Genomic DNA, 13248 nt, shown 5'->3' on the forward strand with positions numbered 1-13248 from the left:
ATGGCAGATTTAAAGGTGAGTTTTTTTCAGGGTCAAGATGACCTGCTGGTTGATGCTTCTGATGAAAAATCGGCTGTAGATATCGTAAAGTCCAAGATCAATGATCTTGTTAGCATTAAAAACCTTCATTTTCTCTTGGGTTCAGGCGCAAGTGCTGATGCAATTCCAAGTATGGACGGGATGCTTGCTCAAGTCGAATCGAAGCTTGGACAGGATGAGCATAAAGACAAACAAAGTAGATTTGAAGAAATTAAGAAAACATCGGGAAGCAATCTTGAAGAAGTGCTTTCAGTTCTCTATTCCCATAAGTCCTATTTGGAAGGGGCGGGTCAAGACGAAGATGCAATTACAAGTGGTCTAATTAACCTCGTTGAAGAGGAAATGTATCACCAGATAAATATAGATTTGGATGGCGATGATGCTCAAAAGGCTCTTGGGCTTTATCAAACCTTTTATCACAAGTTGTCGCTTAGAAATAAAGACTTGGCTCGCGTAAATGTTTTTACAACTAACAATGATTTACTTAGTGAAAAGTCTTTAGACTATCTGAATATAAACTATAACAACGGTTTTGGCGGCGGACTAAGCAGATATTTTAACCCTGCAAGATACAGTTACACTTATTCGAGAAAAGTAGACGCTAATCTTGAAAAGTATGAGCCGTTGGAGAATATGGTCTATTTGTTCAAGCTTCACGGTTCAATCAACTGGATCGAATGTGAAGGCAACTCATTTTTCAACATTCGAGAAGTTGAAATAGAAGGCTCAACTGATAGGCCAGACAAAAATGTCCTTATATATCCTACACCGTTAAAACAAAACAAGAGCTTAGGTTCGCCTTATGCGGACATAATTCGGGAATTTCAAAAGAGATTGCTTCTTAAGCATAGTGTATTAGTGGTTATAGGGTACAGTTTTAGCGATGAACATATAAACAATATGCTTTATCAGGCGTTAGCATCAAATTCTTCATTGAGTGTTCTAATTCTTGGTGATTACCCAGAAACTCCCTTATTCAAAATTGACGATAGAAGAGTTTATAAGTTTTTCGGAGAAGTTGAAGTTGATGGGGTAACTCAAAAAGCACACTACTTCGAAAATATAGTTACCGACTTATTGCCTGATCTGGATGCTAACAGAGAAGACGACATCGTTAAGGACTTTGTTTCAAAAATAAAGGGGCGATCCCGTGATGAGTAAAGGGCGTTTGAAATGAAGGTCGGAAAAATAACGTCAGTCAACTATAACCAATTCAAAGTAAAAGTTGCTTCGGATATTCGCGGAAATTCCGTTAATGTGGCTGGCGTGGTCTACTACTTTGGCAATATCGGGAGTTATCTAAAAACATCAAACGCAGTTGGAGAAGTTCTGGTTTGTGAGGTTGTTTCCATATTTGATAACGACACAACAAAGCGAGATCATGAATTTGATCTTGAAGGAAGTCGAGAGCTGGTGCTAAAGCCAATTGGAACAATAAACAGGGATGATGAATTTGAGCTGGGCGTAGGAATATTTCCGAGCTTGTATAGCGATGTCAGTATTGTCACTTTTGATGATATGAAATTAATACTGCGGACAGATGATTCGGATGATGGAAATGTCCACAGTAGTTTCTATTTGGGTAAAAGCAAGAATCTGATCAATTATCCTGTAGATATAAATATTGATCGTTTTTTTAATATTCATTCCGCTGTGCTTGGTAATTCTGGTAGCGGTAAGTCTAATACGATTGCCCACATAATTCAGGATATACACCAGAAAACTAACTATGGTGCAATTGGTTCAAAAATTCTGATATTTGATGTTAATGGTGAATATAGAAACGCATTTTCAGACCACTCTCGGGATGATAGCATCAAGGTTGAACTTTATAAGCCAAATATAACTGTCGAATCTGACGGATACAAGCCATTCTATCTCCCGCACTTTTTGCTAAATTTAGACGAATGGAGTTCATTTCTTTTAGCAACTGAAGCGACGCAGCGACCTTTCTGGGATCGTGTTCTTCAAGAAAGTTACCGCTTTTATAAAATTGGAACAGTAAGAGAAGATGAAAGGCCGATATTTGCTAGTTATATCAGACACAAGATATGCGGAATGATATATAGCGTCTTGAATCAAGCAGAATCTGACACTGTAAATATCACGGCTGCCGCTAATGTTATCGCTAGTCTGAGATCGCTTATTGAGGAAGATGATCAATTGAGTGATTCATTTAAAGACCAGGGGGTCTTAGGTGACCTTGAGGCACTAGGTTCAAGTTGTACACTAAATTACGGACAAAACGATCAAGCACTTAAAAATGCAACTGATAGTGTTTATGGAAAAATTGATTTAGCCCATTACCAGACAGTATCTAACTACAGATTTCCCTACGGAGAGCATTTCGATTATAAGTTTTTACGGCTATCGGCACACATGGCTTTGCTCGAAGAGGATGCGCGTGGAAATAAAAGGTTGAGGGAATATACATCGACCTTAATGACGCGGCTTGACTACTTTCTTGAGAATGGCGACTGTGAATTTATGCGATCCTCTTTTAATGACGCAAAAAGTGAAGCCGATTATGTGGAAAGCCTATGGTCAAATGGCGATCAAAATGATGGTAAGACGCATTTGGTGATAATAGATACAAGCGAATTGGGGAATGATGCACTTGAAACCCTGACCTCGGTGGTTTCCAGAGTGCTATTTTCAAGTCGTAAAAAGTTAGTTGGTGACAATAGACGGAAAAACCCTGTGCATCTCGTATTGGATGAGGCGCACAGATATATAAAAAAAGATTATCAATACATACTTCGTGAGAATGTTTTTGAGAGGATAGCTAGGGAGGGAAGAAAATACTCTCTGTTTCTTCTAGTATCTTCGCAGCGTCCTTCTGAGCTATCAGAAACTGTACTTTCTCAGTGTGCTAACTTTGTCGTTCACAGGATTCAGAACGAAGTTGATATGCGCTATGTGAACGCAATTCTTCCTTATTTTTCGGAAGACTTGACCAGTAAGATCAAGCTCTCTGTTCCCGGCGAGGCGCTGGTTTTTGGTAATTGCGTTACTATGCCTATGCATGTAAAAGTACAGCTTGCAAACCCAGAGCCTAACAGTAAAAACTGTAATATACCTGAAGAGTGGTTTCTGCCAAATGCTTAGATATTGTGGGGTAGCAGACGTTTTGGCGTGAAAGGTTGGTGAAATAATGAAATATCTGAATAGCGAAGAAAAGCCGCAGGTAAGGTATGGATATTATATGTAAGTAGTCTATTTGTAATGGCATAGTGGATTTCAAAACGAACAGAGATTGGAAAAATAATGGCACTCTATCAATTGACTGATGATGCACTTTCTCCTCTTGTTTCTACTAGTTTTCAGGAGGAAAACCTATGGGAGAGGCGCGATCTTCAGAGACTTTTAAAAAGCAATATAGAAGTAATTGATCCAGATGTACTGGTTATTGCGGAGGAGTTCGGAGACTGGGATGAAAGTGGACGGCGAGTTGACTTATTGGCGATTGATAAAGATGCCAATTTGGTTGTAATCGAGCTTAAGCGTACTGATAGCGGTGGTCATATGGAACTGCAAGCTATTCGTTATGCGGCGATGGTTGCTAACATGACATGGGATCAGGCCAAGATAGCTTTTCAAAAGTATTTAACCAGTAACGCGATGGATATAGATGCCGAGTCCAAATTATGCGAGTTTTTGGGCTGGGAATCGCCCAGAGAGGATGATTTTGCGCAGAATGTACGTATCGTGCTGGCGTCCGCGAATTTCTCAAAAGAAATTACAACATCGGTGCTATGGTTAAATGAGCGAGACTTGGATATTAGTTGCGTACGTTTGACTCTACATAAGATTGATGAAAAGTTGGTTCTCAGTGCTGATCAGATCATTCCTCTTCCAGAGGCTGAAAGCTATCAAATTGAAGTCAGGCAAAAGCGTAGGGAAGAACGTGTTTCTAGGGTATCAAAGAAAGACCGCTCACTCTTTACGATTTCGTATCAAGATGAAGTCTATGAAAACGAATTTAAAAAATCGGATATTGGATACCATACTGTACTGCTGCTTGAGTCCAAAGGTCTTTTGGATAGTGAGGCATTTGACCTCTTGCGAGCGGATACGTCGTGCAGTTTTAAACTGCTGAAACGAACTGAGGAGATGACTGAAACAGAAAAGCGATATTCTAAATATCGGTTTAACCGAGACCCGGAGTTAAACTTCGACGGTCAAGGCTACTATGTAGCTCGAAACTGGGGTGTGAGTAATACGCCTAAGTTTATTGAAAAGATGGAGTCTCTCTTTTCGGGGTTGTCCTATTCCTCCACAGCAAGTGATTGAGTCTTTTTTATTTGATCAAGGGTGCAATACCCTTGAAATAAGCTCATTCTGAATATTTTGTATTGATGCTAAGGCGTTGCTTCTATGAATTGGGTTAGGTGAAGCCACCGCATTGAATGTTTGTCTGAGGAGTGTGTGAAGCTCTTCGTCTGTTTTTGTCGCTAATTCAAATCTTGTTATTAATCTCATTTGATCCTCCTTTTTGTCGGAGGGCGTGTTTGTTCGGAAAGACGGTTTTCCTATCACCTGTGGTCGAAACGAAGAGAAGAAGATGTCTCTTGATAGGAGTGTCAGCTTTCATGTCATCAATCAGGACAAGAAAAGGCAGGAGAAATAGGTTTTAAGAAAAAGAGTGTAAGTGCATAAAACAAGGAGGGGCGTTACACCCCCTCAGAATCAAGAAAAATGACGGTTTCCGCCTGATCCATTGTATGGGGCAGACCCTCCGCAATTTGTTCTGGATTCTTTCACCCCCGTCGTCTCGCCAACGTCGGCAGAGGTTCATGAGCAGCGCAAAAACGCGCGGTTCAAAAACCTCAAAACCGAATTAAAGGGTGAAGACAATGACAGGTATAAAAATCTATGTAGCAGATTTAGCGGCGTACAATAACGGTTGTTTGCATGGGTGCTGGATCGACGCAACGCTTGAACTTGACGAGATACAAGACCAAATCAATACCATGCTGGCTTCTAGCCCCGAAGAAGGCGCGGAAGAGTACGCGATCCATGATTACGAGGGGTTTGGTAGTTATCGTCTAAGTGAGTACGAAGGGGTAGACAGCGCACATGAAGTCGCTTGCTTTATCGAAGAGCATGACGAGCTAGGCGCGGAATTGCTGGCCTATTACAGCGATATTGAAGAAGCCCGAAAAGCCATAGAGGAAAGTTATTGCGGGTGTCATACCAGTGTTGCAGATTACGCTCAAGAATTAACCGAACAGACGGGAGATATACCCAGTCACTTAGAAATGTATATCGACTATGAGCGCATGGGGCGTGATATGGAGTTAAGCGGGGATATCTTCACTATTGAGGCAGGTTATCAGGAAGTACATATCTTTTGGAGTGCTTAATAGTCAACTTTCAAGTTGACTCGCATAGTTTAATAGTGTACCTTTAGGTTGACTTTAAATAAAATTGAGTCAACTTTTAGGTAGACTGAGCATGGATAAGATCGTTGTAAAACAGTATCGAGATAAGGTAAATCAAGCTGTTCACCAGCTTGATAACTTTCCTGTGCGCCCACCTGAAGGATGGCTTAAAACAGTAAAAAAAGCGCTTGGAATGACTGGCCCTCAATTGGCTGAGCGTCTAGGTGTCAGTAAATGGCAGGTTTCCAAGACTGAAAAAGGCGAACTGGCCGGAAGTGTGAAGCTAGAAACGATGCAAAAAATGGCTGAGGCTATGGATTGCAAGTTTGTCTATGCCGTTATTCCTAAGACAGATGTTGAGCAGGTTATTCAAGAGCAGGCGAGAAAGAAGGCTGTAGAGAGGGTCAATGAAGCATCTACGCAGATGGCTTTGGAAGCTCAGTCACTTGATAAGGAAAGGCTTGAATCTGAGATAGAGCGCATTGCGGAGGAGATTATGGACAAGATGCCATCCAATTTCTGGAGCCGCAATGAGTGATGATCATTCAGATATTGGGGAATACCCTGATGGTGCAACGCCTCTTGATCCCGATGAAATGGAGGGGCTTCGCTATAAGCACGTCTCAACAAGGGGAGAGTTGGACGAGCTGGAGCAGGCCAATATTGATGAAGGCTTGCAATGGCTGAAAAAGCAGAAGAAGCCTGATGTGCTTACAGAAGATTTTGTCCGCACACTCCATAAGAAGCTGTTTGGCAAAGTTTGGAAGTGGGCTGGCACATTTCGACTGACTGAGAAGAATATTGGGGTAGACCCATTTCAGGTGGCTATCGAGCTAAGACAGCTTTTGGACAACACTCAGTATTGGGTAGAAAACGGCACATATCCACCTAAAGAGCTGGCAGCGCGTTTTCATCACAAGCTTGTCTACATTCACCCGTTCCCAAACGGGAATGGCAGACATTCGCGCATTATGGCCGATGCCGTCTTAACCAAGCTTATGAACGAGCCTGCTATAGATTGGGCGGGTGGATACAAGCTAGAACAAATGAATGAGCGCCGTGACCAATATATCGCGGCGCTTAGGAAAGCCGACGGACACGATTTTGAAGAATTGTTTAAGTTTGTTGGTGTATAGGTTTACCGTTTAGGTAAAATGGCGCGCCTTTCCGGTTTCGACCAGAGAAGCGTTTTATTAATAGGTGTAAATTTAGGTGTAAATTAAGGTAATCAGAGTGGCAGATAGCAATTTTCTTCAACAAATTCAAGCACGTAGAACCTTTGCTATCATCTCGCACCCCGATGCAGGTAAAACCACCATAACTGAAAAAATGCTGCTGTTCGGCAATGCCATTCAGTTGGCGGGGTCGGTAAAAGGCAAGAAGGGCCCTCATGCCAAGTCCGACTGGATGAGCATGGAGCAGGAAAGGGGTATCTCGGTGACCTCATCGGTGATGCAGTTTCCCTACGGTGGGCGCACGGTGAACTTGCTGGATACACCAGGACACGAAGACTTTTCCGAAGACACCTACCGCACTCTCACCGCTGTGGATTCTGTGCTGATGGTGATTGATGGCGCCAAGGGTGTGGAGGATCGAACCATCAAACTGATGGAGGTATGCCGTCTGCGGGATACGCCGATTTTGTCGTTTATCAACAAAATGGACCGCGACATCCGCGACCCTATTGAGGTGATGGACGAAGTTGAAGAAGTGCTCAAGATCAAGGCTGCACCTATCAACTGGCCGTTGGGTATGGGCAGGGAATTCAAGGGTGTGTACAACCTGTACACCGATACCGTGCACGTATATCAGCAGGGTATGGGGCACACCATCAATGATGACCTGCAAATTAAAGGCATTGATAGCAACGAGTTTACAGAGCTGCTCGGCCCCTACGCGGACGATGTGCGCGAAGAAATTGAATTGGTGCGCGGAGCCTGCCATGAATTTGATCTGGAAGAATACCTGGCCGGTGAACTGACCCCGGTATTTTTCGGCTCCGCCATGGGCAACTTTGGTGTGCGCGAGATGCTCGATGGTTTTGTTGAGTGGGCACCCACGCCCATTGCCCGGGAAACCCATGAGCGCACCATCGAACCGACGGAAGAAAAATTCAGCGGCTTTGTGTTTAAAATACAAGCCAACATGGATCCCAAGCACCGGGACCGAATTGCCTTTATGCGCATTTGTTCAGGAACCTATTCCAAGGGTATGAAGATGAAGCATGTGCGGATCGGCAAAGACGTGAAAATTGCCGACGCGGTAACATTTTTAGCGGGGGATCGCTCCCATGTGGAGGAGGCCATTTCCGGCGACATCATCGGTCTGCACAACCATGGCACAATACAGATTGGCGACACCTTTACTGAAGGGGAACCCCTGAAATTTACCGGTATTCCCCACTTCGCACCGGAGCTGTTTCGCCGCATTCGCCTGAAAGATCCATTGAAATTAAAAGCCCTGCAAAAAGGTTTGCAGCAACTGTCGGAAGAAGGCTCCACGCAGGTGTTCTTCCCAAAAAACAGCAACGACATTGTGGTGGGCGCGGTGGGTGTGCTGCAGTTTGAAGTGGTGGCTTATCGCCTGAAAGACGAATATAAAGTGGAAGCCATTTACGAGCCCGTAAATGTTAACACCGCCCGCTGGGTGGATGGCGAAGACCCGAAAAAGTTCGAAGAATTTCAGCGCAAGTGCAAAGAAAACCTGGCCGTTGATGGCGGCGGCCATCTGACCTACCTGGCGCCAACGCGGGTGAATTTATCGCTGACCGAAGAGCGTTATCCGGATGTAACTTTTCGGGCGACCAGGGAGCATTGACTGTTTCGGGTTGCGAGCAACGTACTTCAAGCAACGAGCTACAGCTCTTGCCAAGCTGTCATTCTGAGCGTAGCGAAGAATCTGAATGCAATGTTGCGCTGTGAGATCCTTCGCTTTGCTCAGGATGTCAATAAAACACAACCCGTAGCCGACCTATGACCCCAGCCGATATTCCCCAACACCTACGTGCCAACCGCAGCGGCTTTACCCGCTGGTTTGGTCGCACCTTACTCAATGCTATGGGCTGGCAGGTAGAGGGGCGCATTCCCGATTTGAAAAAGTTTATTGTTGCTGGCGCGCCCCATACCTCCAACTGGGATTTTGTGATCGCCATGGCGGTGGTGATGGCGTTTGATATCAAAGCTAACTGGTTGGCCAAGCACAGCATTTTTGTATTTCCCTTTAAAACCCTGTTTTTCAAACTCGGTGGTATTCCATTGGATCGAGACAACACCAAAGGCATTGCTGAACAAATTGCCGATAAAATTTGTGCCAGTGATCAGCTGGTGATCGGCATTATGCCAGAGGGCACTCGCAGTAAGGTGGAAAAGTGGAAAAGCGGTTTTTTGCGTATTGCTTACTCAGCGGGCTGCCCGGTGTTGCTTGCCTCCCTGGATTTTGAACACAGGCTCATTCGCTTTGGCGAGTTGGTTGAAGTTCGTGAAGATGTGGATCAGCAGTTGTTGGAAATTAAACAATACTATCGCCAGTTCACACCAAAATACCCTGAGAAATTTTAATTCCCTCATTGTCAGAAGCGAGACAACGCGGCTATGACAAACTGTTAAATGAATAGCAATCTTATGCAACCCGACTTAAATGAAATTCTCGATCACGCCAAAAAATTGCTGCAAAAAGGCAATAACAGCGATGCCTGGATGTTGCTGGTTGAGGTCGTCAATTACGATCCCAAAAACCGCGCCGCTCTGATGATGCTGGCGGGTTCCAATTTCAATGCGGGTAATTACGCCGAATCCAGCAAGTGGTTCGCCAAACTGGTGGGCCTGGAGCCCGGCGCTGGCAAATCGTCGGTAGCGCTGTTTAACAGTCTGTGGAAACAGGGTGAAAAAGACATGGCCATGGCGGAGATAAAACGCTTTATTGCTACGGCGGATAAAGCGAAAGAGCGAGCCACCATTGAGCAGTACCTGGATATTGTGGAGAAATTCGGGCGCTCATCTGGTGATGATTGATCTTGAACTTCAATGTTGTCATTCTGAGCGCAGCGAAGAATCTTACAGTTTTCGGGGGCTTGAGATCCTTCGCTGCGCTCAGGATGACAGTGTAGCCAGTGAGGAGAGAGTGTGGCCAGTGAGGATGACAGCGTAGCAGCTGAGAATGACAGAGTAGCAGCAAGCGAGGGTGACAGATTTCTGACTACCATGTTGACGATTAAGATTCCCAAAAATAGCGAGTACTGATTATCAACCGGGTTTCATCAGCTTGCTCTGGTAACCCGCTATAGCGCCTCTCTCTGCGGTTGGTGCGAATGTTTATGGCTTCGCCGGCGAATTTCCACTGCCCGCCGAATCGGTAGCTGTAACTGATGGTGGTGCTGCTGCCATTTTCGCCATTGCTGTCCATAAAGGTGCCGTCCAGGTCATCCACATGAAAACTCTCCCAGCGCAGGGCCAGTCTCTGCGAGCCCCAACGACCGGCCAGCATCAGATAGCCGGAATCAAAACGATTATTCACTACGTTAACCGTGGCGTTATTCATTTGGGTGCGGCCGCGGGTGTACTGTGCCAGCACTTCCCAGTGTGAGTGGATGCGGTGTTGCGCTGCCAAGTGCAAAAAGCGCGTATGCCAGGCGTATTGGCCCCGCTCAAAAGCACTCGGGTCCGCGTTGTTATCGTAGTAATGCAGGGTCGCTTTACTGCGCTGGCGATAGTTCCAGTGCAGCCCGGTGTAGTAACCGATGCGGTTGTCCCGCTCGATAAAGGGTTCGACTTCCGGGACTTGTTCCGCCAGAACTCTGCCGGGGGCAAAAGTGGGGCGGTTGGCCAGTGGCAAGCGGCCACCAATGCCGGTTTGACGTTCGCTGTTTGTCCAGCCTCGCCAGGACAGCAGTGAGCCGGTACTGTCGTTAAAGCCAAACAGGGCAGCGGTGACTCCAAAATCGTGAAAAGATTGGCGCTGACGCCCTAGGTTACGCCACTGCACCTCGGCACCCGCCGTGCGCAGTTCTTCGCCAATCCAGCTGTTAATGGTGGATGAAGTGATGGTATACGGGGAACTCCACAGGCGACCGCGATTTTCCAGTGACAGGGCCGGATAAAAGAAGCCCACTTTGTAGCTGGGGCGCCAGCGGGATTGGCTCAGGGGGCGGTATTGCCAGTAAAGTTCCGTCACATCCAGGCGGTTACCCGGTTTCTGGTTGTACAGCACGCTGGCTTTCAGGTGGGCGCTGTGGTTCAGGCGATAGTCCAGTTCCAGACCGCTGAGGCCACTTTGAATTCGCGTGTTGTCGTTGCCGCCATGGAGCTGTTTGCCTTGTCCCCGGTTCAGCCAGGAGGTCAGGCCGTTACTCTGTGACAACTGCAATTCGATAATTCCAGAGAGCTTCAGGGGCGACGGTTGGGGTGAGATTTCTGCTGCCCAGCTGCAAGGCAGGTAAGCGCTGATCAGAAACAGCAGGGCTTTGCGCGTCACAGCTTGTTCTCCACGGGCTTTGTACCGTAATTGTCCTGCCACCATTGTTCCAGCTGCTCGGCGGGCAGGGGCTTGCTGATAAAGTAACCTTGGGCAAAATCGCAGTTAAAACGCTCCAGCATTTTCAGGGATTCTGCGTCTTCAATGCCTTCCGCAGTCACAGTCATGCCCATGCGGTGCCCGAGGTTGATGGTGGACTGTACGATCAGGGCATCGCTGGAATTGGTGGCAATGTCGCTGATAAATTCCCGGTCGATTTTCAGTTCGTGTACGGGCAGTTGTTTGAGTTGTGCCAGCGATGAGTAGCCGGTGCCGTAATCATCCACCGAGAGCCCAACGCCTTGTGCTCTTAGTCTGTTGAGCAGGGCAACGGCTTTTTCAGGGTCTTCCACAACGGCACTTTCCGTGACTTCCAGTACCAGTCTGTCCGGCTCGACGCGGTGGGCCTGCAAGCGTTCCGGAACCACTCTGGTGAGGTCGCCCGATAACAAGTCGGCGGCGGAAATATTCACGGCAACTTTCAAACTAATGCCTTGTTGTTGCCAGCTCTTACTCTGTTGGATGGCTCTGTCGATGACCCATTCGGTGAGTTCGGTGATCAGCCCGGATTGCTCGGCGGCGGGAATAAACTGATCCGGGCCAACAAAGCCGTGCTCTGGATGAATCCAGCGTATCAGTGCCTCTACCTGAGTGGGGCGGGCACCTTCAAGGCCGTTGCGTATTTCCAGCTTGGGCTGGTAGTGCAGTTGCAGTTGATCGGTTTTTATGGCGTTGCTGAGTTCGTGCAACACCGCCAGGCGAAATACGCTGTGGCTGTCGTGTTCCGGGTTGTACAGCATCCAGGGGGTGCGTTTTTCTATGGCGTAATCAAGGGCAATTTCGGCAAATCTTAACAGGGCATCGGCCGCGTCACCGTGTTCCGGGTAGCGGGCAACACCCGCCTGCGCTCCCAGCAAAATAGAGATGTCTTGCAACTGAAAGGGGTGTTTGAACTGGTTGAGCATGGCGTCCAGTGCGTTGCCTGCCTGGTGGGTTTGCGGCACAAACGCAGCGAAACAGTCGTTGCCCAGATAGCAGAGAACAATTTGCGTGCTGATGGCCTGCAATTGCTCGCCGATTTGTTGCAGTAACTTGTCGCCCAGGCTGTGCCCAAGGGTGTGCTTTACATCTTGCAGGCGTTTGACTTTCAGCACCACAATATCTGCCTTGGCATTACCGTGGCTGTAGAATTTTAATTGCTGCTCAACGGCCCGCAAAAAACCCGTCTGGTTGTAAAGACCGGTAATGCTGTCGTGGCTGGCGCGGAAAATAATTTCCTGCTCGCGCAAGGCAACCTTGCGTTGCATGTGGTTGAATTCTTCCGACAGGGCGTTAATTTCGCTGCTGCCGGTAACGCTGATTACCGGGGAGTAATTGCCAGTACCTACACTGCCGATGGCCTGTAACAGTTGTTGTACAGGGTTGGTGATGCTGCGGGCCACAAAATAAGCCACAGCAACTGTCAACAATACCCCGACAACCAACAATAGAATCAGTTCTGTCCACTGGGAGCGGAACCCCGATAGCAGTGGCTCCAGTGGTTGTGACAGCAAAATTTGAAAGTTCGGGTTGCCGGTATCCGGCATGGGCTTCATCAATGCGAGGGAGCCGCTGACGTTTACGATCTTGCCCGAATTTTTTGCCGCACTTGCCAGCAGTTCCGCGTAGTCGTTGTTGTCATTGGCAAGCAGTGTGCTTGCCAATAGTCGAGGGGCAATATCACCGGTGTACAGGTAGCTGGTATCCAGGTTGGTCAACTGCTTGAACTGGCCTGTGTGATCCTCGTCGAGCTCAAATGCCATGCCCACCCAGCCCACAGGCAGGGGCAATTTTACCGGGGCCAGTATCAGGCGATAAAAGCGCTGGTTGCTGTATATCAAATGTACCTGTGAATTCAGGTTTTGCTGCATCAGTGCGCGTTGGGCTTCTCCAAGGGCAATGGGGGATTGCCCAACCTGGGATAGAGGGTTGCCGTCGAGGTCGGTAAACAGTGCAATATCGGCAGCAATGCGGCCACTGTGGTTGAGTAGCACGCTGCTGATGGTTTCCGGGTCTTCACTGCCGACGGCCTCGCGAAAACTCCAGTCTTTGGCAATTGTGTCTACGGAGCGCTGCAAGTGTTGGTTGCTGGATTGCCATTCACTGCCAAAAAGCCGTTGAGAGGCCAGCAGCTGGCTGCGGATTGTCTGGTCCAGATTTTCCCGGCTGGCTTTGTAGGTGAGGGCGAGGGTAACCCATTGCAGGCTCAACAACAGCAGGAAAAAGCTGATAAATATACGCCAGCGCAGAGTACAGAATTGCTTTGGCAGCTTCACGT

General features: G+C 47.3%; 11 protein-coding genes. 9 read left to right on the forward strand and 2 right to left on the reverse strand.

What is annotated here, in order from left to right:
• The 9 genes from ACVBEJ_RS09465 (at position 1) to ACVBEJ_RS09505 (ending at position 9433) form a co-directional block, all read left to right on the forward strand.
• The gene (locus tag ACVBEJ_RS09465; RefSeq protein ID WP_447129387.1) at positions 1-1200 is read left to right on the forward strand and encodes an SIR2 family protein; all 1200 of its coding nucleotides are present in this window, start codon (positions 1-3) and stop codon (positions 1198-1200) included.
• A 12-nt stretch (positions 1201-1212) separates the two neighbouring features.
• Positions 1213-3147 carry an ATP-binding protein gene (locus tag ACVBEJ_RS09470; RefSeq protein ID WP_447129388.1) on the forward strand — a complete coding sequence of 645 codons (1935 nt, stop codon included), beginning with the start codon at positions 1213-1215 and terminating at the stop codon, positions 3145-3147.
• A 159-nt stretch (positions 3148-3306) separates the two neighbouring features.
• Positions 3307-4332, forward strand: a complete 1026-nt coding sequence (locus tag ACVBEJ_RS09475) for a hypothetical protein (protein WP_447129389.1) — start codon at positions 3307-3309, stop codon at positions 4330-4332.
• 563 nt (positions 4333-4895) lie between these two features.
• Positions 4896-5405 (forward strand): antirestriction protein ArdA, encoded by a 510-nt coding sequence (locus tag ACVBEJ_RS09480; RefSeq protein ID WP_447129390.1) that lies wholly within the window; start codon positions 4896-4898, stop codon positions 5403-5405.
• 91 nt (positions 5406-5496) lie between these two features.
• Positions 5497-5961 carry a mobile mystery protein A gene (locus tag ACVBEJ_RS09485; RefSeq protein WP_447129391.1) on the forward strand — a complete coding sequence of 155 codons (465 nt, stop codon included), beginning with the start codon at positions 5497-5499 and terminating at the stop codon, positions 5959-5961.
• Entirely contained in the window at positions 5954-6559 is a 606-nt protein-coding gene (locus ACVBEJ_RS09490) for a mobile mystery protein B (protein WP_447129392.1), read from the forward strand. Before ACVBEJ_RS09485 ends, ACVBEJ_RS09490 begins: the two co-directional genes overlap by 8 nt.
• Positions 6560-6656: 97 nt before the next feature.
• Positions 6657-8240 (forward strand): peptide chain release factor 3, encoded by a 1584-nt coding sequence (locus ACVBEJ_RS09495; protein WP_447129393.1) that lies wholly within the window; start codon positions 6657-6659, stop codon positions 8238-8240.
• A 155-nt stretch (positions 8241-8395) separates the two neighbouring features.
• Positions 8396-8980, forward strand: coding sequence for a 1-acyl-sn-glycerol-3-phosphate acyltransferase (locus ACVBEJ_RS09500; protein WP_447129394.1), 585 nt, complete (start codon positions 8396-8398; stop codon positions 8978-8980).
• A gap of 63 nt (positions 8981-9043) precedes the next feature.
• Positions 9044-9433 (forward strand): tetratricopeptide repeat protein, encoded by a 390-nt coding sequence (locus tag ACVBEJ_RS09505; protein ID WP_447129395.1) that lies wholly within the window; start codon positions 9044-9046, stop codon positions 9431-9433.
• Between the two features lie 199 nt (positions 9434-9632).
• Here the strand turns inward: ACVBEJ_RS09505 and ACVBEJ_RS09510 are convergent, their stop codons facing one another.
• On the reverse strand, positions 9633-10892 hold the full coding sequence (locus tag ACVBEJ_RS09510) for a hypothetical protein (RefSeq protein WP_447129396.1): 1260 nt from the start codon (positions 10890-10892) through the stop codon (positions 9633-9635).
• Positions 10889-13246 carry a bifunctional diguanylate cyclase/phosphodiesterase gene (locus ACVBEJ_RS09515; RefSeq protein ID WP_447129397.1) on the reverse strand — a complete coding sequence of 786 codons (2358 nt, stop codon included), beginning with the start codon at positions 13244-13246 and terminating at the stop codon, positions 10889-10891. The genes ACVBEJ_RS09510 and ACVBEJ_RS09515 overlap by 4 nt, the downstream gene beginning before the upstream one ends.
• Positions 13247-13248: the final 2 nt, after the last annotated feature.

It is taken from the genome of Porticoccus sp. GXU_MW_L64 (assembly GCF_052983295.1).

Coding starts and splice junctions, on each gene's coding strand:
- ACVBEJ_RS09505 (WP_447129395.1), top strand. CDS start 9,044: ATGCAACCCGACTTAAATGAAATTCTCGATCACGCCAAAAAATTGCTG.
- ACVBEJ_RS09465 (WP_447129387.1), top strand. CDS start 1: ATGGCAGATTTAAAGGTGAGTTTTTTTCAGGGTCAAGATGACCTGCTG.
- ACVBEJ_RS09490 (WP_447129392.1), top strand. CDS start 5,954: ATGAGTGATGATCATTCAGATATTGGGGAATACCCTGATGGTGCAACG.
- ACVBEJ_RS09470 (WP_447129388.1), top strand. CDS start 1,213: ATGAAGGTCGGAAAAATAACGTCAGTCAACTATAACCAATTCAAAGTA.
- ACVBEJ_RS09475 (WP_447129389.1), top strand. CDS start 3,307: ATGGCACTCTATCAATTGACTGATGATGCACTTTCTCCTCTTGTTTCT.
- ACVBEJ_RS09485 (WP_447129391.1), top strand. CDS start 5,497: ATGGATAAGATCGTTGTAAAACAGTATCGAGATAAGGTAAATCAAGCT.
- ACVBEJ_RS09500 (WP_447129394.1), top strand. CDS start 8,396: ATGACCCCAGCCGATATTCCCCAACACCTACGTGCCAACCGCAGCGGC.
- ACVBEJ_RS09480 (WP_447129390.1), top strand. CDS start 4,896: ATGACAGGTATAAAAATCTATGTAGCAGATTTAGCGGCGTACAATAAC.